Here is a 21,899-nt window from a genome sequence, read left to right as displayed (position 1 = left end):
CCACGGGCAGGAACAGGTGAAATTCTCTTCATTTGACCCCGACCAACGTTTTTGTTATGTCCGCGTACAAGCCGAAATGTCGCATCACGCGTATGGCCATCCGGGCCCGGCACATCTTTGACGCGCGGGCCAGGTCAAGTGTCCGCAAAAACCGGACTTACATGACAAAATTTAACGAACTGAACCTGAACCCGAAGGTCCTCAAAGCCATTGAGGAAGCCGGATACGAAACCCCAACCCCTATTCAGGAAGGCGCGATTCCTCCCGCTCTGGAAGGCCGCGATGTCTTGGGAATCGCCCAGACCGGCACCGGGAAAACCGCCAGCTTCACACTGCCGATGATCACTCTGCTGGCGCGTGGACGCGCCCGCGCGCGGATGCCACGCTCGCTGGTTCTGTGCCCGACGCGGGAACTGGCGGCTCAGGTGGCCGAGAATTTCGACACCTACAGCAAGCACCTGAAACTGACCAAAGCGCTGTTGATCGGCGGCGTCAGTTTCAAAGAGCAAGAGGCGCTGATCGACCGCGGCGTCGATGTTCTGATCGCCACTCCGGGTCGTCTTCTGGATCATTTCGAACGTGGCAAGCTGCTGCTGAACGGCGTGCAGATCATGGTGGTGGACGAAGCCGACCGGATGCTGGATATGGGTTTTATTCCCGACATCGAGCGCATCTTCTCGCTGACGCCTTTCACACGGCAAACGCTGTTCTTCTCGGCGACCATGGCATCCGAGATCGAACGAATCACAGATACATTCCTGTCGGCCGCTGCACGGGTTGAAGTTGCCCGGCAAGCAACCGCATCCGAGACGATCGAACAGGGCGTTGTCATGTTCAAAGGCGGCCGCCGGGATCGTGAAGCAAGCCAGAAGCGCAACGTGCTGCGTGCTTTGATCGACGCAGAGGGTGAAAAGTGCACCAACGCAATCATCTTCTGCAATCGCAAGACAGATGTCGATATCTGTGCGAAATCGCTGAAGAAATATGGCTATGATGCGGCCGCCATCCATGGCGATCTGGATCAGTCACAGCGGATGAAGACACTGGACGGGTTCCGCGACGGATCATTGCGCCTGCTGGTGGCATCGGACGTCGCTGCGCGCGGTCTGGACGTTCCGGCCGTCAGCCACGTGTTCAATTTCGACGTCCCCGGCCACCCCGAGGATTATGTACACCGCATCGGCCGCACCGGTCGTGCAGGGCGCGAAGGCAAGGCAATTACGATCTGTTCAGGCCGAGATGAAAAGGCCCTCGCCGCGATCGAAAAGCTGATCCAGAAAGACATTCCACGCCTCGACAATCCGATCAAGGAAGACCCCAAGCCCGAAAAGCCGACGCCCGAGAAGAAAACCCGGGAGCCAGATGGCAAAAAAGACGTCAGGAAAGAACGAGAGCCAAAGGGCCGTGGCCGGGGACGCAAGGAAGACACCGGACGGGCCGTTGTGGGCATGGGTGATCACCTGCCCAGCTTCATAGCCCTCAGTTTTGACGAGCGTCGAGCGGGCTAAATCGCCAGCATCAACGCCAGTATCGAAACACCCAACAGCAGCATCCCGGCGATTTCTCGCCGGGTGATCGTCTCGCGGAAAAACAGGATCGAGGCCATCAGGCTGAAGATTAGTTCCACCTGACCCAGCGCTTTGACATAAGCTGCGTTTTGCAGGGTGAAGGCCCAGAACCAACAAAACGACCCACCCAGACTGGTCAGGCCGACAAACACGCCGGTGGATCGCGTCTGCCAAACCGCACGCAGCTCGGCCCGGTCGCGCCACAACAGCCACAGCCCCATGCTGACAAACTGGAACGTCACGACAGCGGCCAGGGTGATCAGCGCCCGGAACCAAGCGTCGATATCGCCCAGTTGCAGCGACGCCCCGCGATAGCTGACGGCAGAAAAGGCAAATAAAACCCCTGATCCAAGCCCCAATTGGGACGCACGGTTCGTAAGATGTCGCCACCAGGCACCGCCCCCACCGGGTGTTTTTGACAGCAAAAGCACCGCCATCAACCCCAACAGGATCGCAATCAGCGCGCCGCCGGAAACGCTGTCACCCAAAACCAGAAAGCCGACAATCGCGGTCTGTATCACTTCGGTTTTCTTGAAAGTGATCCCAACTGCGAAATTCCGTTGTTTGAACAACGCGACTACGCAGATCGTTGCAAGGATTTGCGCCGTGCCGCCGATCACCGCATAAAGCCAGAATACACCGTTCAGCGCTGGCAGGCTGGCCCCCGTTATCTGCAACGCCACCCATAGCCCGGCAACGGCCAGCGGCATGGAGTAAGCAAACCGGGCAAAGGTCGCGCCTGCGGCAGACAGTTTCACGCTGCTCAGAGATTTTTGCAGCATGAATCGCACGGTCTGAAAACTGGCGGCGGCGATGGTGACAGGGATCCAGAGACTCATGTCACCCGTTGTGTCGGCAAATCAGCGCTTTGGCCAGAGCGGATGCGGAACCGGGTCTTTGGCACGTAGTAGATACTGCCGGAAAATCTGTGCATAGGAGCGGTATACATAAGCCTCATTGCAGGCCAGGTATCTGTCTTTGCCATCACGATACAACGACGGCAGCCGATACCAAGGCGCGGCTGGGTTCATGTGATGCACAACATGCAAGTTGTTGTTCAAAAACAGAAATGCCAACGGCCCGCTGTCTTCGATAATCACAGTCCGTGCGCGGGATTTCTCGTGCGCGCGGTGTTCCAGAAACGTGCGGATTTTCAGCAACGCCAGCCCGATATAGGCCGAAATCAGATAAACCCAGATCGGCATGGCTGACTGTACAACGATCCACAGAACCGCCGCCGCGCCGGGTATGTGCAAAGCCCAAGCCAACAGGACAGCCCTGTCGCCGCGCCACAGCCCCCGCCGCTCGTCCCGCATAAACAGAACCTGCCCTATGGCCGGACCCAGCACCATCCGCCCCAGAAGCGTGTTGTTCAGCGCCAGCACCGTCTGAACGCCACGCGGCAGCCCCGACCAGATTTCGGGATCCAGGTAGTTGGATTCCGGATCGTCATATGGGTCAGTCAAAGTGGCATCCTGATGATGCGCCAAATGCAGATCGCGAAAGCGGTTATACGGAATGGCCAGGGTCAGCGGCAGTGCCATCAGCGCCTCATTCAGCCACTTGGCGCGAAATGGGTGGCCATGCAGGACTTCGTGCGTCAAAGACGAATGCAGGGCTGCAACAAAGCCCAGAGCCGGAGCCGCCAACCACAGTGACGTGTTTGCCACCCAGAACAGCCCGGCAAGCCAGGCGGCATAGCACCCTACGATCAGGATAAACGTGCCCCATTCGGGTGATTTCGGTGCGGAAGGCTCAGCCATTGCGCCCCCACGAGATTCCCGCCCATAGTCTTTCGTAGATCACGTACAGTGTCAGGCCGATAGCGGTGTTGATCAACGCCAAGGCCCCACCAACCGCGGCCGACCTGGTGGCGACCAGGCCCACCAGCGTCATGGTGGCCAACCCCATGACATTCCACACGATTGCCTTCACGACAGATCTTCGCCGCGTTTCCATTTCGATCCCCATTCTTCTTGCTTTTACAAAGGGGTTACATTTCATTTCTCACGCTGAAAATTCTGAATATGATTAACAAAACTAATCATCTGTGATATTTTTCATCGCATGCAGGAAAACATCGACAAACGCGACCGCGCCGCTCAATTCCGCCTACGCCTTGCCCGCGCGATGGAGGACCGTCACGTCAGCCAAAGCGCGCTTGCGCGCCACATCGGCGTGGACCGTTCGACCGTTTCTCAGTTGTTGACCGGTCATGGCGCGCGTCTTCCCAACGCGCATGTTGTGGGTGGCTGTGCCGCGGCACTGGGTGTCTCGGCTGACTGGTTGCTGAGCCTGTCCGACAGACCGGAAAGCGCGGCAGAGATTTTGGCCAGTTCCCTGTCCTTTACGGAAGCCCCCCGCGCCCTTGTCGATGAGCGGATTTTCGAGTGGCACAAGGAAGCCGCCGGATACAAGATCCGCTATGTCCCGGCCACCCTGCCAGACATGCTCAAGACGCGCGCGGTACTGGAATGGGAATATGCCCCACATCTGGGTCGCACGGCAGATCAGGCCATCGGAGCGTCCGAGGATAGGCTGACCTGGATGCGCAGCGCTCAGTCGGATTACGAAATTGCCATGCCGTTGTACGAGATCGAGAGCTTTGCCAGCGCCACAGGGTATTACCATGGTCTCTGCCCGGATATTCGGCTGGAACAGATCGATCACCTGCTGGCCCTGTGTGAACAACTATATCCCCGGATGCGGATCTATCTGTTTGATGCCAAGAGGTTGTATTCCGCCCCGGTTACGATTTTCGGACCGCTTCTTTGCGTTTTTTATGCCGGAAGTCACTATTTGGCGTTTCGCGACCGGGATCGGATCGAGACATTTTCACGCCATTTCGACACGTTGGTGCGCGAGGCCGATGTCGCCGCCCGCGATTTCCCGAACCATTTGCGACGGCTCAGAACGGCGGTTTCCCGCAACAGTTGATGCAGCCAGGCGCAACCTGTGCTATCGTCCCTTGGCGCGAACCATCGGGCATTCCGACCACAAACGGAGGACCACAGGAATGGACGCAATTCAAACCGCTCAATACGCACGTGCCCTGTACGCTGCGCACGGAGACCGGGCCGAGGCAGAGGCCGCGCAAAAGATGCGCGAATGCGAAGCTGCCGGAAACCAGAAAGAGGCACAGGATTGGCAGGCGGTCCGCCAGACCATCCGCCAGATCCGTGGTCCAAATCAGGGCTGAGTTACAGTTTTGGGTCGGGATTGACGGTGTGCCCATCCACCGCGATCACCTGCCCCGACACCAGCCGCGCCGCGTCTGAAGCAAGAAAAACGGCCATATTGGCGATATCCTGCGCTTCCACAAAGCGCCCCATTGAAGTGCCAGAGGCATAGCCCTGGTAAACCTCATCGCGGGTCATGCCCTTTGCGGCTGCCTCCCGGGCCAATACGCCTTCCATGCGCGGGCCTTCCACCGCACCCGGACAAATGGCGTTTGCGCGAATACCCAGCGGCCCCAGTTCCATCGCCAGCGTTTTCATCAACCCAATGATCGCCCATTTGGCCGACGCATAAGGCGCACGATACGGATAGCCGTACTGACCGGCGGTGGAGGAGGTCAGAATGATGCTGCCCGCCCGCGCCGACTTCATCATCGGCGCGGCGTACTTGGCGGCCAGAAAGGCCCCGTCCAGATTGACCGCGACACAGGCGCGCCATCCATCCAGATCGATATCCTCGATCGCGTTTGTCGGCCCGGCGATCCCGGCATTTGCGCACAGAACGTCCAACCCACCGGCCGCCCCGACAGCCTGAAACACAGCGCTCATGTCGGTCTCATTTGTCACATCAGCCCTGTGCGCCACCCAATGGTCGGGCAAGGCATCCAGAGCTGACGGGTCAATATCCGTCACCCAGACATCATAACCGGCGGCGTCAAACGCCGCGGCCATGGCCCGACCGACACCCGATGCCCCGGCTGTTACCAATACGCGCCGGGTCATGAGGGCTTCCGAATGGCGGCCCCCGCCCCTTCAGGGTAAGGCAAACCGGCCTGTGCCTTGGCAATCCGCGCCATCGCTGCTTCGATCTTGGGCGACGGCGGACTGGGGCGGCGGGTTTCAAGACTGACATGCAGCAGGAAACTCTCGCCCGTGGCCAACAGCTTGTCGCCTTCATACATGCTGTGAAAGACATGCAGCTTCTTGCCCTGCCCCAGCAGCATCTGCGTGCGCACGTCGATCTTTGCCCCTGCATGGACCTCGTCGATGTAACGGATGTGGTTTTCAGCGGTGAAATAACTGCCACCCGACGCGATATACTCCATATCGCAGCCGATGATCTCCATGAAACGGTCCGTGGCGGCGGCAAAAGCTTCCAGATACTTGGCCTCGTTCATGTGGCCGTTGTAATCCGTCCAGTCCAGCGGAACGGCACGGGACAGGGTCAGGATCGGCTGGCTCAGATCCGCCTGATCCAGTGTAGGCAAGGCACCCGGCTTCAACAGCGCATCATGCTGGTTCAGCACCGCCCCCGCACCATAGTTCTGCGCCTTGAGGGCCCGCATCATGCCCACAAGGTTGTTGTCGCGAATGCGTTCCAGTTCTCGGATCGAATGCATCCCCGATTGCGCGTCTGACTGATCGGCGATCAGGTCGACCAGTTCATCGGTGAATTCCGGCACGTCCATCAGCTTGGTCCAGGGCCATTTCAAGGCTGGCCCGAACTGAGCCATGAAATGCCGCATCCCCGCTTCACCTCCGGCCACACGGTACGTTTCGAACAATCCCATCTGCGCCCAGCGGATGCCAAAGCCCATTCGGATCGCTTCGTCGATCTCTTCGGTGGTGGCGATGCCGTCCTTGACCAGCCACAACGCCTCGCGCCAGACGGCTTCCAGAAAGCGGTCGGCGATATGCGCGTCGATCTCTTTCTTGACATGCAGCGGGAAGAAACCAACCGAGGTCAGCAGTTTCCTGGCCTGTTCAACCATCTCCGGTGGGTTTCTGTCGGTTGGCACCAGCTCGATCAGCGGCAGCAGATAGACTGGGTTGAATGGGTGCGTCACGACGATCTGTTCCGGGCGCAAGGCACCGTGCTGAAGCTCGGATGGTTTGAACCCGCTGGTCGAGGATCCGATAATCGCAGCCGGGTCACAAGCCTCCTGCAAGCCCTTGTAAACCTTCAGCTTCAAGTCCAGCCGCTCTGGCACGCTTTCTTGGATCCACGTCGCGCCCTGTACGGCGTCGGCCATGTCGTCATGAAAGCTCAGCGCGCCTTCGGGTGGCAACGGAACGTCGCTCAACCCCGGCAAGGATCGGCGCGCATTGTCCAGCACTTCGCCTATTTTGCGTTCCGCTTCGGGGTCCGGGTCGAACACCCGAACGTTCCAGCCATTGAGCAGGAACCGCGCGGCCCATCCGCCGCCAATGACACCGCCCCCGATAATTGCTGCCGTCTTTGTCATGCTGTCCTCTAATCGATACAGATTACCCGCGCGCGCCCAACCTCATCCAGATGCGGAATGCATCCGAATTGCGGTGTCACTGCGCTGCATTGTTTGGTTTCTGACAGGCAGAATCCTGCGCAGTCAGAGGCTTTTTCGCAAGAGCTTCCAGCGTCGGACAACGGTTCAAAGCAGATAAACTGCCGTATCCGACCGCCCATCTCATAGCTTCCCCCCTTGGCTTCGCATTCCTTGCGGGCCAAGGGGTCTTCCGCAGTCTGTGCCACCCCAACCCGGGGCAGACACACGGCCAGAACCGTCGCGCAGATTACAACCGCCGATCGCATTGCTCTCTTCCTTTTGCTGGCACGCCTGCGCTTTCCGGTCATGGGCAACGGACGCAGGCAGTCAACCCTTTGGGGCCCGCTTCACCAGCCCCAGCTTCTCGCGGACTTCTTGCGGCCCGATCACCCGCGCGCCCATGTTTTCGATAATGGTTCCGGCACGTTCAACCAGTTGCCAGTTCTCGGCCAGAACGCCCTTCTCCAACCACAGGTTGTCTTCCAGACCAACGCGCACGTTGCCGCCCGCCAGAACCGAAGCCGCAACAAACGGCATCTCATTCCGCCCCAGCGAAAACGCACTGAAGGTCCAGTCATCCGGCACATTGTTCACCATCGCCATAAAGGTGTTCAGATCATCCGGAGCGCCCCACGGGACCCCCATGCACAGCTGCACCAGGGCGTTGGGGTCCAGAATCCCTTCCTTAACCAGTTGCTTGGCAAACCACAGATGGCCGGTGTCAAACGCCTCGATCTCGGGCTTAACGCCGAGGTCTGTCATCATCTGTCCCATCGCGCGCAATGCGCCGGGCGTGTTGGTCATGACATAATCGGCCTCGGCAAAGTTCATAGTGCCGCAGTCCAGAGTGCAGATCTCGGGCAGGCACTCGGCGATATGGGCCACACGTTCGGTCGCACCAACCAGATCGGTTCCAGCCTCTGCCAATGGCAGCGGGTTTTCGATACCGCCGAACACCATATCTCCACCCATGCCAGCTGTCAGGTTCAGCACTGCATCCACCTCGGCATCCCGAATGCGATCGGTCACTTCACGATACAGCGCCAGATCGCGCGACGGCGCACCTGTTTCGGGGTCGCGCACATGGCAGTGCACAACAGCCGCGCCCGCCTTTGCGGCGGCAATCGCACTGTCGGCAATTTGCTTCGGCGAACGTGGCACATGAGGGCTGCGATCCTGCGTCCCGCCCGAGCCGGTCACGGCGCAGGTGATGAAGACTTCGCGGTTCATTTCCAGAGGCATGGCGTTTTCCCCAAGTTATACCCGGTTTTGCCTTGAGTTTTCCCCAGACTTCTCCCCGGATTCCGATTTGCGTTCTGACCCGACTCTGGCGCAGCTTTGGGAAAACCACTTGGCAGAATGCGAATCGAACTTGATGCAATCCGCAAAAAACATATTACAACCCGAACATCGGGCCCTGAAAACGGCTGTGCTGGTGCTGGATGAATGCAACACGCTCAGCTTCGCCTCGGCGGTCGATCCAATGCGCGCTGCCAACCGTCTGGCAGACAGGCCCGCCTTTGACTGGGACTATGTGACTTCGACATCGGAACCCGCGATGCTGACCAGCGCCCTGCAAGTACCCGGCATCCCGCTCGCCCGTCTGCAAGGCTGCGACCTTATGATCGTGGTCGCAGGTTTCCAACTGGCCCGTCACGCCACCCCAAGCCTGCTGGCTGGCCTGCGCCGCATTGCCGGTACCGGCGCGACCATGGCCGGGATTGACGGCGGCCCCTGGCTGCTGGCTGAGGCCGGGCTGCTGGACGGTCACTCTGCGACGACCCACTGGGAAGACCTGGAAAACTTCGCCACTCGTTTCCCCAACGTCGATGTGCGCCCCGACCGCTTTACTGTCTCGGACGGTCGCCTGACCTCGGGCGGCGCGATTCCCGCTGTCGAGATGATGCTGCACATCATCGCCGCCCGCCATGGCGCGGGTTTCGCATCCCGTGTTTCGGGCCTGTTCCTCTATGATGGCGCGCCGGACCCCGGCACACCGCAAAGCCGCACCGGCGTACCACACCGCCACACGGCGCTGACGGCCAAGGCAAACTCGCTGATGCAGGCGTCGCTGGATGACCCCCTGCCACTGGCCCATATCGCAGACCAGCTGGGCACCAGCCCACGCACTCTGCAACAACAGTTCCGCCTGCGCCTGAACACCACGCCCCAGGACCATTATCTGCAACTGCGTCTGGCCGAGGCCCGCCGTCTGGTCACCGACACCGACCTTCCACTGATGGATGTCGCGCTGGCTACCGGTTTTGCTTCACAATCCAGTTTCGCCCGCGCTTTCCGCACCGCGCACGGTCAATCTGCCCGCGACCTGAGGCAAGAGCGCGCGCACCCCACGCATCACTGACCGGATCCAACTTCATCTGGCCAGAAATATCCCGGGGGAGGCGCGCGCAGCGTGCCGGGGGCAGAGCCCCTGTACCTCAGTACGGCATTGGATGCGCCCTATGGACTTGGTCCAGTTCGGCCAGAACCTCGTTTGACAAAGACAAATCCGCGCCCGCCAGAACATGCGCCAACTGTTCCACCGTGGTTGCGCCAAAGATCGCCGACATCATGAACGGCCGCGAGCGGCACCAGGCCAGCGCCATATGCGTTGGATCCAGGCCATGTCGCGCGGCCACATCCAGATAAGCCGCTACCGCATCAAACACCCGGTCAGACTTGCGCCCGCCCAATTCAGGCGAAAGCGACATACGCGAACCGCCCGGTACAGCCCCGCCTTGGTATTTTCCGGTCAACAGTCCGGTACCCAGGGGTGAGAACGCCATCAGGCCGACATCCTCATGTACGCTCAGCTCGGCCATGTCGGTATCGAACAGACGGCACAGCAACGAATATTCGTTTTGCACGGACGCCACACGCGGTGTGCCCGTCTGTTCGGCCAATCTCAACCATTGCGCAGTACCCCACGCGCTTTCATTCGACAGACCAAAGGCGCAGATATTGCCTTTGTCCACCTGAACCTGCAATGCCTCCAGACAGTCCTGCATATTGTCCAAAACGTCTGCAGTATCGTGTCCCGAAGGCGCATAATCCCAGTTTTGGCGGAACATATAGCTGCCGCGATTGGGCCAATGGAACTGGTAGAGATCGATGTAATCCGTCTGCAACCGCCGCAAAGACCCTTCGATGGCCTCGGGAATGGTCTTGGCTGTGATCGGCGCACCGTCACGAACATATGACAACCCCTCACCCGAATGCTTGGTCGCCAGTACGAAATCCTCCCGGCGCGACGAATTTGCAGCGTTCCAGTTTCCAAGAATTTCTTCGGTACGACCAATTGTCTCTTTGGCAACAGGATTCACCGGATACATCTCTGCGGCATCCACAAAGTTGATCCCCGCGTCCAGCGCCATATCCATCTGCCGGTGCGCATCCGGTTCCGAGGTCTGCGACCCGAACGTCATCGTCCCGAGGCAAAGATCGCTCACGAAAATTCCGGTACGGCCCAAAGGCTTCATCTGCATCCTCAAATCTCCTGATAAATGGCACAGCCCGTCAGGCTTCGGCCTTCTTTTCCCACCGCCCGGATTCTTCCGACCAGTATTGCGCGGCGCATCCGGCGCCGGTCAGCGTCTTCCACTGCCCGCGTGCGTGCTGCACAGCCATGTCGTCATTGCCGTCGAACAGAATGCAGACCCGCTCCAGAGCCGACACCTCTTCGGGTTCAACCGGCGCGCCGTCCACGGCCATAACGCAATCCGCGTCGTTTTTGGCCTCGGCGCTGGTGGTCAGCAGAATCGGCTGCTCGGCGTCATGTGGGCCACCTTCGCGACCATGCGGCAGGAACCCGTCCTCGGGGCCCAACCACAGCTTTTCATCCAGCCAGTCCATCCGCGCGGGATCGGTGCCCCGCACGGCAATCTTCCACCCGGCCTGCCGCGCCTTGTCCAGCAGCACAGGCAAGGTGTGCTCCAGCGGCTGGCGGGTCAGATGGTAGAAATAGACAGCACCCATTTGATTACTCGAAATTGTCCTGAACGAAGCGGCTCAGCGCGCGAACGCCCCAGCCCGTGGCACCTTTAGGTGCATAAGTCGTCTCGGACGCCACCGAGGCCACACCAGCAATATCCAGGTGAATCCAGGGTGTTTCCTCTTTCACGAAACGTTGCAGAAACTGTGCCGCCGTGATCGAGCCCGCCGGACGTCCACCGATGTTCTTCATGTCGGCGATGCGCGATTTGAGCAGCCTGTCATAGCCATCGCCCAACGGCAGCCGCCACGCGCCTTCGTCCTCGGCCTTCGCCGATTTCAAAAATGCATCGCAGAAGGTGTCATTGTTCGAGAACACACCAGCATTCTCATGCCCCAGCCCGATGATCACCGCACCGGTCAGCGTTGCCAGATCGATCATACCCACAGGTTTGAACCGCTCCTGCGCGTACCACATCACGTCACACAGAACCAAACGGCCTTCGGCATCGGTGTTTATGATCTCGACCGTATCGCCCTTCATCGACTTGACCACATCGCCCGGCCGGGTGGCATTTCCCGAAGGCATGTTTTCGACCAGACCGACAAGGCCCACCACATTGGCTTTGGCTTTACGCTTGGCCAGCGCGCGCATGGTGCCCGCGACAACGCCCGCGCCGCCCATATCCATGGTCATCTCTTCCATGCCACCCGAAGGCTTGAGCGAAATGCCACCTGTATCGAAAACCACGCCCTTACCGACCAGTGCCAAGGGCGCATCGTCCTTTTCGCCGCCCTTCCAGTGCATCACAACGACTTTGGAAGGGCTGACAGAGCCTTGCCCGACGCTCAGCAATGTACGCATGCCCAGCTCTGCCAGCTCGTCCTCTTCCAGAACTTCGACCTCAAGGCCCAGCTCCTGCATCTCGACAAGACGATCGGCGAATTCCGTGGTCGTCAGAATGTTTGCAGGTTCGTTGGTCAGATCGCGCGTCATCCGCACACCGTCGGCAATCGCATAAAGCGGTGCAAACTCGGCTTCGGCTTCTGTGGGTTTCGCATGGCTGATCGTGATCGAACCGCTGCCTTCGCTGTCTTTGGTTTTATGCGCGTCAAAATCATAGCTGCGCAGCGCCATGCCAAGGGCCAGGTTTTCGCTCTGCGCCTGATTGCCGACCATCACCAGCATATCCGTGCGACCCGCGGACTTGGCCAAAGCCGCTCCGGCCTTGCGTGCCTCGTCGGCTTCAGGGCGGCGGGGCAATACAACAATGTCCAGCGCCTCGGCCACCATCCCTGCGGGCCAGGCCATCGACACCACATCGCCAGTCTTGCATTTCCCGAATTTCTCACTTTCGACAAGTCGCGCCACGGCGCCTTTCGTCAGGCGATTGGCCCGGCGGGCCGCGGGGTTCATTTTTCCGTCTGACGGAATGATGATAGCCACCCGCCCCTCGGCCTCCGCCATCGCATCCAGATCAAACTCCTGAAAGCGGATCGGTATCAGACTGCTCATTGCAAACTCCTTAAATTCTGTTCCCCAAGACCTAGCCCGCGCTGCTCGACTTGACCAGATAGCAGTTTTCCCCGCGTTTCAATTGCAGTAAGGTCCCGAAAAAATAACCGGCAGGCTCGGGGGAGAAAGACGTGACACGAGAGGGCAGGCATACGCCGTCGCGCAGGAGGACATGCATGCGCGATTTCGGCCCGAATCCCGGCGTAACAGGCCTGGTGGGGGCGCGCTTGTGATCCTCGACCGCTATTTCGCGCGCCGCTTTCTACAGAGCTTTCTGGTCATCGGCGGCATTTTTCTGACCTTGATGATTCTCATCGATCTGATCGAACAGATCCGCCGATTTGACGAAGTCGACCTGTCGTTCGGCCAATTGCTGCACCTGACGCTGCTGAACACTCCTGCTGCCATCAGTGAAATGCTGCCTCTGCTGGTCATTCTGTCCACCATTGCCTTGTTCGTCGGGCTGGCACGTACGTCTGAGCTTGTTGTGACCCGCGCCACTGGTCGCTCGGGTATCCGCGCGTTGGTTGCGCCAGCGACGCTGGCGCTGATCATTGGCGCGCTGGCGGTCGCATTGTTGAACCCCATCGCTGCGGCCACATCCGAAAAATTCCAACGCCTGTCTGATTCTTATCGCAACAACGGCAGTTCAGCCCTTTCGATCAGCAGCGAAGGCCTTTGGCTGCGTCAATCGGCGGAAAACGGTCAGGCCGTTATCCACGCCCGGGGTACCTCGAATGGGGAAACACTTGGTCTCGACGACGTGACCATCATCACCTTCGCGCGAGACGGCAAACCCACCCAGCAGATCGTCGCCGACAGGGCCGTGCTGGAAGACGGAAACTGGGTCCTGTCCCAGGCCAAAATCTGGAATTTGCGGGATGGGCAGAACCCCGAAACCAATTCGGTGGAGCATGAACGGCTGGAGTTGCCAACCTCACTGACCCGGCAGCGAATTCTGGACACGCTGGGGCAACAGGATTCGGTATCTGTTTATGACTTGCCGCAATTGATCAAGGACCTGCGCGAAGCCGGGTTTTCGACCAAGCAGTATGAAGTCTGGTTGCAGGTGCAACTGGCCCGGCCCTTCTTTCTGGTCTCGATGGTCCTGATCGGGGCCGCTTTCACCATGCGCCACGTTCGGTTTGGCGGCACCGGAATTGCCGTGCTGACTGCCGTTCTGCTTGGCTTTGCCATCTACTTCGTCCGCAACTTTGCACAAATCCTTGGGGAAAACGGACAATTGCCCACCTATATCGCTGCCTGGGCGCCGCCCTCTGCAGCCATCTTGTTGTCTCTTGGCCTGCTTCTTCACGCGGAGGATGGCTGATGCGGAGTATGATTTCCCTGCTGCTGACCAGCGCTATCGCGTTAACGGTTCCTGCCGGACTGGCCGCACAAACCAACCCGACTGAGCCTGACCCGCAAGCTGCACAATCACAGGCCGAGCCCGCCCTTCTGGTTGCCGACAAGGTTTTCATAACACCTGAGCGGAAACTGGTGGCCGAAGGCAATGTCGAAGCTTTTCAGGGCGATACCAAACTGTCGGCCCAACGCATCACCTATGACCGGGAAACGGGCGAGCTGACACTGGAAGGCCCCATTCGTATTGATCAGGGTGGCCAATCGACCCTTCTGGCCGATTCCGGCCAGCTGGACAGCGGTATCCAGAACGGCCTCCTGATCGGTGCTCGGATGGTTTTCGATCAACAAACCCAGATCGCCTCGGTACAGGCGAAACGGGCCGCGGGCCGCTATACCCAGTTCAGCAAGGTCACGGCCACCTCCTGCCATGTGTGCACCAACGGTAAACCTCCGCTCTGGCAGATCCGGGCCCGCAAGGTCACCCATGACCAGTTGGAACGGCAATTGTACTTCGAAGGCGCGCAGCTTCGGGTACTTGATTATCCGGTATTCTATTTCCCCTATCTGCGCTTGCCGGACCCGACTTTGGATCGCGCAACCGGCTTTCTGGTGCCGTCGATCCGCAGCACCTCGCAACTGGGAACGGGGGTCCAGGTTCCCTATTTCTTCAAGCTGGGGGACCACAAGGATCTGACCTTGACGCCGTACTTGTCGGCCAAGACCACGACGCTGGGATATCGGTATCGTCAGGCGTTCGTGAATGGGCGCATTCAGATTGAAGGTGCCTATACCCGTGATGACATCCAGCCCGACCAGGATCGCGGCTATCTGTTCGCCGGAGGTTGGTTCAACCTGAAGAACGATTTCCGGCTGACCTTCGATTTGCAAACCACCTCGGACGACGCCTATCTGGCTGACTATGGACTGCCGGACCTGGACCGCTTGCGCAGTGAAGTCGCGCTGGAACGGATCAAACGCGATACCGCGTTCAAAACAAGCCTTATTCATTACAAAACACTGCGCGACAGCGAAAATCAGGACGAAATCCCATCACGCGTCTTCGACCTGAACTATGAAAAGCGATTCTTCCCCGGCGCACTTGGCGGCGAGGTGCGGCTGGCCTTTATCGGCCACGCCCATGAGCGCACCAGCGACGCTGATATCGTCGGCCGCGACATAGCACGGGCAACTTTTGACGCCGAATGGCTTCGAAGCTGGACGTTTGCATCGGGCCTGCGTGCCGACGCGACGCTGGGCGCATCGGTGGATACGTTCAATATCCGTCATGACAGCAACTTTCCCAGCAATGTGACCCGCTCGACCCCGCGCGCGGCGTTGACGCTTCGCTATCCGATGACCCGTCGCGAAAAGACCGGCGCTGTTCAGCTTCTGGAACCGATCGCGCAGATCGGATGGACCCATGTCTCGGACACTGATGTGCCAGATGATGAAAGCACGTTTCAGGAATTCGATCAGGGTAACCTGCTGGCCCTGTCTCGCTTCCCTGCCGAAGATCAGCGCGAAGACGGTGCCACCGGTGTCATCGGCCTGAACTGGGCACGCTATGGTGCGGGCGGACAGCAAGCCCTGGCAACAGTGGGTCAGGTGTTTCGGGCGGATGCCGACCCGAATTTCACCCTGACATCCGGGTTGCAGGGCACCACTTCCGACCTGCTGGTGGCGGGACAAGTCACCACGGCCAATGGCTGGTCGCTTGGTGGGCGCGGTCTGATCGACAACGATTTCAGTTTCGTCAAAGCTGAATTACGAGGTGCCTGGGCCTCCGAATTTGCCGGCCTGTCCGGAAGCTATATCTGGCAAGAACCGGATCCGGCGGAAAACATAGCGGATGAAATCTCGGAAATCTGGCTTCTGGGCCGCTACCAGGTCGACCAGAACTGGCTTACGAATGCCGAGGCACGTTATGATCTGAACCAATCAGAACCAATCCGGCTGGGTCTTGGCGTAACCTACCAGAATGAATGTGTTCAGGTTAACATGTCCGTAAGCAGACGCTTTACTTCAACATCCACTATTGAGCCTTCGACAGAATTCGGCTTTACCCTATCGCTGACAGGATACGCCCTTGAAGGCGGTGGTAACACATACAAGAGAAAATGCAGTTGATATCAGGTTTCTCCAGGTTTCTTCGTTCCGGTTGGCACAAACCGGTCGCGCCGGCGCTGGCCGCCGTTTTCCTCGCTTTTTCAGCGCCGCAGGTCAGCGCCCAGAGTTTGTTCTCGCCAGCGATCCGCGTGAATCAGGACATCGTCACCTGGTACGAGCTTGAACAACGCCTGCAATTCCTGAATGTTCTGGGTCTGCCCGGCGGCAGTGAAGCTGACGTCAGGGAAGCCCTGATCGAAGAAAAATTGCGTAAACAGGCCATGCGCGAAGCAGGCGTCGAAGCAGCACCAGAAGCTGTTCAACTGGGTATCGACGAGTTCGCCTCGCGCGGGCAATTGTCCACCGAACAGTTCCTGCAACTTTTGGGTGAGGCGGGCGTCGACCCGGAAACTGTCCGTGATTATGTTGCGGATCAGCTGGCCTGGCGCGACTATATCAGCTCGCGCTACCTGTCACAGGCCCGCCCGACCGAAGACGAGATTGATCGCGCGCTGGGACAGACCGGTGGCGGCGGCCTTCAGGTCTTGCTGTCCGAGATCATCATCCCGGTGAACCCGCAAACCGTGGCACAGACCGAATTGCTGGCGGAAGAAATCTCGCGACTTGAGAGTATCGAAGCGTTTTCAGCCGCTGCGGCGCAATATTCCGGAGCGGCAACCCGCAACGACGGGGGGCGTCTGGACTGGTTGAATATCTCCAACCTGCCTCCTGCTCTGCAGCCAGTTATTCTTGGGCTCCAGAACGGTGAGATCACCGATCCCATCAGTTTGCCAAACGCCGTTGCCTTGTTTCAGTTGCGGGGATTGCGCGAGGTTGCGACGGCTGCCCCCGCTATCTCCAAACTTGATTATGCGGCCTATTACCTGCCAGGCGGTCGCGGTTCCGAGACCCTGTCGCGGGCTGCTGCCCTGCGGGAAGAAATCGACACCTGCGATGACTTGTATGGGATCGCCAAGGATCAACCCGTCGAAGTTCTGGACCGTATCGAAGCCAGCCCGTCTGAAGTACCGCGCGACATCGCCGTGGAGCTGGCAAAGCTGGATCGCAACGAGGTGTCAACAAACCTGACCCGCAACAACGGACAGACGCTGGTGTTCTTGATGCTGTGCAATCGCACCCGCGATCTGGGCGAAAACACCTCGCGGGCAGATGTAGCGAATGCACTGGCGCAACAGCGGCTACAGGCCTTTGCGGCCAGCCTGGTAGAGCAGCTGCGGGCTGACGCCACCATTGTTCAGGAATGACTCGCCCGATTGCGCTCAGCTGCGGTGAACCGGCCGGGATCGGCCCTGAAATCGCAGCCAAGGCGTGGGCCGAGCTACGCCAAACCTGCCCGCTTTTCTTTATTGGCGACGCCAGCCACCTGCCCGCTGGCACACCGGTTGCGAAAATCGAAACCCCTTCAGAAGCTCTTGAAGTCTGCGATCAGGCCTTACCAGTCCTGCACCTGAACTTTCCTGCCGCAAACGTGCCTGGTCAGCCGGACCCCGCCAATGCACCATCGGTGATCGATGCCATCGAAACCGGCGTCGACCTGGTGAAAGCCGGAGCAGCAGCGGCACTGTGCACCGCACCTATTCACAAAAAGGCACTGATCGACGGCGCCGGGTTTACCTATCCCGGCCACACCGAGTTTCTGGCTGCGCTGTCGGGCACCCCCCGGGTTGTCATGATGCTGGCCAGCGACCAGTTGCGGGTTGTCCCGACAACAATCCACATTCCCCTGTCACAGGTTCCTGCTGCGCTGACGCCGGACCTTCTTCGCGAGACGATCGAAATCACCGCGCGCGGCCTGCGCGACCAGTTTGGTATACCGCACCCCCGCATCGCCATAGCAGGGCTGAACCCCCATGCCGGCGAAGGCGGTAAAATGGGCAGCGAGGAGCTTGACTGGATCGCTCCAATGTTGGCGGATCTGAATCCGAAAGGTGCAACCCTGACTGGCCCGCACCCTGCGGATACGTTGTTCCATGCTGCTGCACGTGCCCGCTATGACGCGGCAATCGCAATGTATCATGATCAGGCCCTGATCCCGATCAAGACGCTGGATTTCGACCGGGGCGTGAACGTCACCTTGGGGCTGCCATTCATCCGCACGTCGCCGGATCACGGCACCGCATTGGATATCGCCGGGAAAGGCATCGCCACCCCGACCAGCATGATCGAAGCCCTGAAACTCGCCCAACGCATGGCACAAGGCTCTTGATCCTTCACCTAGCTGAAAATATCCCCGCCGGAGGCAATAAATTTCTGGCGCTGCCCCTGCGGCCTGCGTCACGGTAATCGGATCATGAGTGCAATCGACAATCTCCCCCCTCTGCGCGAGGTCATCGCCACACATCAACTCTCGGCGCGCAAATCGTTGGGTCAGAACTTCCTGCTGGACCTCAACCTGACCGCCAAAATCGCCCGTCAGGCTGGCGATCTTGCGGACTGCGATGTACTGGAAATCGGCCCCGGTCCTGGTGGCCTCACCCGAGGGCTTCTGTCCGAAGGCGCGCGCAAGGTCGTTGCGGTTGAAAAAGATACCCGCTGCATCGCCGCCCTGAACGATATCGCCGCCGCCTATCCCGGAAGACTGGATGTCATCAACGGCGACGCGCTCGAGATCAACCCGCTCGAACACCTGACCCCGCCAATCCGCATCGCGGCCAACCTTCCATACAACGTCGGTACCGAACTGCTGGTGCGCTGGCTGACGCCCCCGGAATGGCCGCCGTTCTGGCAGAGCCTGACGCTGATGTTCCAACGCGAAGTGGCCGAACGCATCGTGGCCCAACCCGGCAGCAAGGCGTATGGCCGCCTCGCCATCCTTGCCCAATGGCGGGCCGAGGCGCGCATCGCCATGTCCCTGCCCCCCGGAGCCTTCACCCCGCCGCCCAAGGTCTCAAGCGCGGTGGTTCATCTGACCGCCCTGCCCGAGCCCCGCTATCCCGCAGATGCTGCGACCTTGTCGCGTGTAGTGGCTTCTGCCTTCAACCAACGCCGCAAGATGCTGCGTGCGTCCCTGAAAGGCGTCGCCCCTGATATCGAAGACCGCCTGCTGGCGGCAGGTATCCAACCCACTGAACGCGCCGAGCAGGTTCCGCTTGAAGCATTCTGTGCCCTGGCGCGCGAAATCAAGAAACCCTGACCACAAGAAAAAACCCCGAGGTTTGACCTCGGGGCTTTGCAATTTCTGATGCCGGTTTTATTCAGCCGCTTCCGGTGCGTCGCCATCCGTTTTGGGCGCATCTTCGGTCGCTGGCGCCGGCTTGGGCTTGCGCGCCCGCGGTTTGCGAGCAGGCTTTTCCTTCTTCTCCGGTGCCGGCGCTTCGGCCCCTTTGCTTTCCGGAGTCTCGACCAAACCGCTTTCCGGAGCAGTCTCAGGCGCGGCGAAATCCATCACGTCGGGCTGCGGAGCCTCGGCAGGATCGGCCTGACGGGCCGCTTCGCGTTCCTGTCGTTCGGCGCGCTCACGATCACGCTCGGCCTGGCGTTCGCGATTCTGGCGCTCCTGCTCTTCGCGGCGCGCGTCAATCTCGCGCTGCGCCTCACTCAGCATGCGCAGATAGTGTTCCGCATGCTGCTGGAAGTTTTCCGCAGCGACGCGGTCGTTTGACAACTGAGCGTCACGCGCCAGCTGATTATATTTATCAATGATCTGCTGTGGCGTGCCACGCACTTTGCCTTCAGGACCCGAGCTGTCAAAAACCCGGTTTACGACGTTACCGCCGGAAGGACGATTGCGGTTATTCTTGGCCCGCGAGCGGGATTTGGAAGATCTCATCTTACTTTACGTCAGCCTTATCAATGCGCTGTCGCTCAACCCGCTTTTTGCACTGCTCTTAGGCGTTTGCTGTGACGGGACGTCGACTTTTTGGGCTTGGCGTCAGGGGTGCGCTGCAACAGCGTCAACCTCGCCGACTATTCCTGAGTAAACATGTCCTGACCGTCCAGACAAGAGGAATTTCGAATTTTCTTAAGCTTTTTTATTCAGGGTAGCAATTTTTTGGCCTCAAATAGCCGTTTCAACCCGGCATCTTTGCGCCGACAACCCGATCACGGCCGTCCAGATCGGGGATCACGCGGATATCCGCCAAACCCGCCGCATCAAACAAAGCAGACACCAGATTTGCCTGTGTCGGGCCAATTTCCACAAGTATTCGCCCGCCTGGCAACAGAAAATCCGGGGCCGAAGCTGCTATGTGTCGATACGCGCCCAGCCCGTCTCCTTCATCGGTCAGCGCCATGCGCGGCTCATGTTCCCGTACTTCGGGCGACAGCTCCTCCATCTCCGACATGGAAATATACGGCGGGTTGGAGACAATCAGGTCAAACTTGCCCTCAATGTTTTCAAACCAATTTGACTGCACGATCTCGATCCGCCCCTGTACCTTGTGGTGTACTGCATTGGCGCTGGCCTGAAGGCAGGCGGCTTCACTCAGGTCGGTCCCAAGGCCCGAAGCGCTGGTGCGTTCCGCAAGCAGTGTAACCAGAATACAGCCCGACCCGACCCCCAGGTCCAAAACATGGTCAAAGGGTTCGCTCAGTGCGGCCTCGATCAGGGTTTCAGTCTCGGGGCGCGGATCCAGAACATCCGAACTGACGCGAAACCCGCGCCCATAGAACTCACGCTCGCCCAGCAGATGAGACACCGGCACCCGAACGGCGCGCAGGGAAACCAACTGGTCATAGCGTTCCGCGATTTCGGGCTGCAATTCTTCCGGGGCGATCAGCGTCACCCGGCTGGCTTCAATCCGTGCGGCATGGGCCAACAACAGGCGCGCATCCCGCGCCGGGTCATCCACGCCAGCGGCCCTTAAGCGCGCTGTGGCGGCCACCATGGCCTGCGCAGCTGTCTGCAACCCCGTCATTGCGCCATCTCGGCCAGCAACCGGGCCTGATCGTCCGCCGTCAGGGCGTCAATCACTTCGTCCAGGTCACCCTGCATCACCTGATCCAGTTTGTAGAGCGTCAGGTTGATCCGGTGATCCGTCATCCGACCCTGCGGAAAGTTGTAGGTGCGAATGCGTTCCGAACGATCCCCCGACCCCACCTGGCTGGCGCGATCCGCTGAGCGTTCGCTATCGATCCGCTGACGTTCGAGGTCATAAAGCCGCGTCTTCAGCACCTGCATGGAGATCTCGCGGTTGCGATGCTGGGACTTCTCGGAACTTGTTACCACCAAGCCCGTCGGAATATGCGTGATCCGCACCGCCGAGTCGGTGGTGTTCACGTGCTGCCCGCCTGCGCCGGAACTGCGCATCGTGTCGATACGGATGTCATTGGCGTCTATCTGGATGTCAACATCCTCGGCCTCGGGCAAAACCGCCACGGTCGCCGCCGAGGTATGAATCCGCCCGCCGCTTTCGGTTTCGGGCACGCGCTGCACGCGGTGCACGCCGGATTCGTATTTCAGCCGGGCAAAGACGTTGTCGCCCTTGATATGAGCCACCACCTCTTTGATCCCGCCCAGATCAGAAGCCTGTTCTTCGATGATCTCGAACTGCCACCCGTGGGCCTCGGCATAGCGTTGATACATACGCAACAGATCGCCCGCGAACAAAGCGGCCTCGTCCCCGCCGGTACCGGGGCGAATTTCCAGCATCGCCGGCCGCGCATCCGCCGCATCCTTCGGCAGCAGCGCCAGTTGCAGCGCGTGTTCCGCCTCGGGGATGCGCGATTGAAGGTCCGGTATTTCCTCTTCGGCCAGTTCCCTCATGTCGGGGTCGGCCAGCATCGCCTTGGCCTCAGCCAGATCTGCCACCAGCAGTCGCCAGGCCATGATCTGATCGACCACGGGTTTGAGGTCGGAATATTCCTTGGCCAGCGCCGCTATATCGCCGCCCGATGCGCCATCCGCCATGGCAGCTTCGAGGTATTGGAAACGCTGGGTGATCTGTTCAAGTCGTTCTTCGGGGATCATCCC

Annotated in this window: 22 protein-coding genes; 9 read left to right on the top strand and 13 right to left on the bottom strand. The window is 59.6% G+C overall.

Going from position 1 to position 21,899, the window contains the following annotated elements:
* The first annotated feature begins 161 nt into the window (after positions 1–161).
* Positions 162–1,508, top strand: coding sequence for a DEAD/DEAH box helicase (locus AC2FFA_RS04995; protein WP_496850292.1), 1,347 nt, complete (start codon positions 162–164; stop codon positions 1,506–1,508).
* Here the strand turns inward: AC2FFA_RS04995 and AC2FFA_RS04990 are convergent.
* From AC2FFA_RS04990 to AC2FFA_RS04980, 3 genes are read right to left on the bottom strand one after another with little or no spacing between them, the layout of a single operon-like run.
* Entirely contained in the window at positions 1,505–2,407 is a 903-nt protein-coding gene (locus AC2FFA_RS04990) for an EamA family transporter (protein WP_496850290.1), read from the bottom strand. The two genes, AC2FFA_RS04995 and AC2FFA_RS04990, sit on opposite strands and share 4 nt — an antisense overlap.
* A 21-nt stretch (positions 2,408–2,428) precedes the next feature.
* Entirely contained in the window at positions 2,429–3,331 is a 903-nt protein-coding gene (locus AC2FFA_RS04985) for a fatty acid desaturase (RefSeq protein ID WP_496850288.1), read from the bottom strand.
* The gene (locus tag AC2FFA_RS04980) at positions 3,324–3,527 is read right to left on the bottom strand and encodes a DUF2061 domain-containing protein (RefSeq protein ID WP_496850286.1); all 204 of its coding nucleotides are present in this window, start codon (positions 3,525–3,527) and stop codon (positions 3,324–3,326) included. The genes AC2FFA_RS04985 and AC2FFA_RS04980 overlap by 8 nt, the downstream gene beginning before the upstream one ends.
* Before the next feature lie 108 nt (positions 3,528–3,635).
* Here AC2FFA_RS04980 and AC2FFA_RS04975 point away from each other — a divergent pair, with 108 nt between their 5' ends.
* Entirely contained in the window at positions 3,636–4,505 is an 870-nt protein-coding gene (locus AC2FFA_RS04975) for a helix-turn-helix domain-containing protein (protein WP_496680835.1), read from the top strand.
* 79 nt (positions 4,506–4,584) lie between these two features.
* Positions 4,585–4,767 (top strand): hypothetical protein, encoded by a 183-nt coding sequence (locus tag AC2FFA_RS04970; RefSeq protein ID WP_117868740.1) that lies wholly within the window; start codon positions 4,585–4,587, stop codon positions 4,765–4,767.
* Between the two features lies 1 nt (position 4,768).
* On the opposite strand, the gene AC2FFA_RS04965 is transcribed toward AC2FFA_RS04970, so the two are convergent.
* The 4 genes from AC2FFA_RS04965 to bcoG form a co-directional block, all read right to left on the bottom strand.
* Positions 4,769–5,527, bottom strand: coding sequence for an SDR family oxidoreductase (locus AC2FFA_RS04965; RefSeq protein WP_496680837.1), 759 nt, complete (start codon positions 5,525–5,527; stop codon positions 4,769–4,771).
* Positions 5,524–6,990 (bottom strand): carnitine 3-dehydrogenase, encoded by a 1,467-nt coding sequence (locus tag AC2FFA_RS04960; RefSeq protein ID WP_496850283.1) that lies wholly within the window; start codon positions 6,988–6,990, stop codon positions 5,524–5,526. The genes AC2FFA_RS04965 and AC2FFA_RS04960 overlap by 4 nt, the downstream gene beginning before the upstream one ends.
* Positions 6,991–6,998: 8 nt before the next feature.
* Positions 6,999–7,316, bottom strand: a complete 318-nt coding sequence (locus tag AC2FFA_RS04955) for a hypothetical protein (RefSeq protein WP_496850281.1) — start codon at positions 7,314–7,316, stop codon at positions 6,999–7,001.
* A gap of 61 nt (positions 7,317–7,377) precedes the next feature.
* Positions 7,378–8,292, bottom strand: coding sequence for a 3-dehydrocarnitine:acetyl-CoA trimethylamine transferase BcoG (gene bcoG / locus AC2FFA_RS04950; RefSeq protein ID WP_117868736.1), 915 nt, complete (start codon positions 8,290–8,292; stop codon positions 7,378–7,380).
* A gap of 133 nt (positions 8,293–8,425) precedes the next feature.
* On the opposite strand from bcoG, the gene AC2FFA_RS04945 reads away from it, so the two are divergent.
* On the top strand, positions 8,426–9,412 hold the full coding sequence (locus AC2FFA_RS04945; RefSeq protein ID WP_496850389.1) for a GlxA family transcriptional regulator: 987 nt from the start codon (positions 8,426–8,428) through the stop codon (positions 9,410–9,412).
* A 76-nt stretch (positions 9,413–9,488) separates the two neighbouring features.
* On the opposite strand, the gene AC2FFA_RS04940 is transcribed toward AC2FFA_RS04945, so the two are convergent.
* From AC2FFA_RS04940 to AC2FFA_RS04930, 3 genes are read right to left on the bottom strand one after another with little or no spacing between them, the layout of a single operon-like run.
* The gene (locus AC2FFA_RS04940) at positions 9,489–10,535 is read right to left on the bottom strand and encodes an aldo/keto reductase (protein WP_496850279.1); all 1,047 of its coding nucleotides are present in this window, start codon (positions 10,533–10,535) and stop codon (positions 9,489–9,491) included.
* A 31-nt stretch (positions 10,536–10,566) separates the two neighbouring features.
* Positions 10,567–11,025: a DNA polymerase III subunit chi gene (locus AC2FFA_RS04935; protein WP_496671097.1), complete on the bottom strand. Its 459-nt coding sequence runs from the start codon at positions 11,023–11,025 to the stop codon at positions 10,567–10,569.
* A 4-nt stretch (positions 11,026–11,029) separates the two neighbouring features.
* Positions 11,030–12,496: a leucyl aminopeptidase gene (locus AC2FFA_RS04930; RefSeq protein WP_496850277.1), complete on the bottom strand. Its 1,467-nt coding sequence runs from the start codon at positions 12,494–12,496 to the stop codon at positions 11,030–11,032.
* 229 nt (positions 12,497–12,725) lie between these two features.
* Between AC2FFA_RS04930 and lptG the strand changes: the two genes are divergently transcribed.
* From lptG to rsmA, 5 genes are all read left to right on the top strand, one after another.
* Positions 12,726–13,826: an LPS export ABC transporter permease LptG gene (lptG, locus tag AC2FFA_RS04925; protein ID WP_496850388.1), complete on the top strand. Its 1,101-nt coding sequence runs from the start codon at positions 12,726–12,728 to the stop codon at positions 13,824–13,826.
* The gene (locus AC2FFA_RS04920) at positions 13,826–15,988 is read left to right on the top strand and encodes an LPS-assembly protein LptD (RefSeq protein ID WP_496850275.1); all 2,163 of its coding nucleotides are present in this window, start codon (positions 13,826–13,828) and stop codon (positions 15,986–15,988) included. Before lptG ends, AC2FFA_RS04920 begins: the two co-directional genes overlap by 1 nt.
* Positions 15,979–17,232, top strand: a complete 1,254-nt coding sequence (locus AC2FFA_RS04915) for a peptidylprolyl isomerase (protein WP_496671102.1) — start codon at positions 15,979–15,981, stop codon at positions 17,230–17,232. Before AC2FFA_RS04920 ends, AC2FFA_RS04915 begins: the two co-directional genes overlap by 10 nt.
* Positions 17,229–18,194: a 4-hydroxythreonine-4-phosphate dehydrogenase PdxA gene (gene pdxA / locus AC2FFA_RS04910; protein ID WP_496850273.1), complete on the top strand. Its 966-nt coding sequence runs from the start codon at positions 17,229–17,231 to the stop codon at positions 18,192–18,194. The genes AC2FFA_RS04915 and pdxA overlap by 4 nt, the downstream gene beginning before the upstream one ends.
* 84 nt (positions 18,195–18,278) lie before the next feature.
* A complete protein-coding gene (gene rsmA, locus AC2FFA_RS04905; RefSeq protein ID WP_117868729.1) occupies positions 18,279–19,121 on the top strand; it encodes a 16S rRNA (adenine(1518)-N(6)/adenine(1519)-N(6))-dimethyltransferase RsmA in 843 nt (280 codons plus the stop codon).
* Between the two features lie 57 nt (positions 19,122–19,178).
* Here rsmA and AC2FFA_RS04900 read toward each other — a convergent pair whose 3' ends face one another.
* The 3 genes from AC2FFA_RS04900 to prfA all read right to left on the bottom strand — a co-directional run bounded on the left by AC2FFA_RS04900 (position 19,179) and on the right by prfA (position 21,896).
* On the bottom strand, positions 19,179–19,757 hold the full coding sequence (locus AC2FFA_RS04900) for a DUF4167 domain-containing protein (protein WP_117868728.1): 579 nt from the start codon (positions 19,755–19,757) through the stop codon (positions 19,179–19,181).
* Between the two features lie 241 nt (positions 19,758–19,998).
* Positions 19,999–20,844 carry a peptide chain release factor N(5)-glutamine methyltransferase gene (prmC, locus tag AC2FFA_RS04895; RefSeq protein ID WP_162896761.1) on the bottom strand — a complete coding sequence of 282 codons (846 nt, stop codon included), beginning with the start codon at positions 20,842–20,844 and terminating at the stop codon, positions 19,999–20,001.
* Positions 20,841–21,896 carry a peptide chain release factor 1 gene (prfA, locus tag AC2FFA_RS04890; RefSeq protein WP_496850387.1) on the bottom strand — a complete coding sequence of 352 codons (1,056 nt, stop codon included), beginning with the start codon at positions 21,894–21,896 and terminating at the stop codon, positions 20,841–20,843. The genes prmC and prfA overlap by 4 nt, the downstream gene beginning before the upstream one ends.
* Between the last annotated feature and the right edge of the window lie 3 nt (positions 21,897–21,899).

It is taken from the genome of Ruegeria sp. YTSB088 (genome assembly GCF_059609825.1).
Note: the sequence above shows the minus strand (reverse complement) of the source record. Positions and strands in the feature narration are given on the sequence as shown.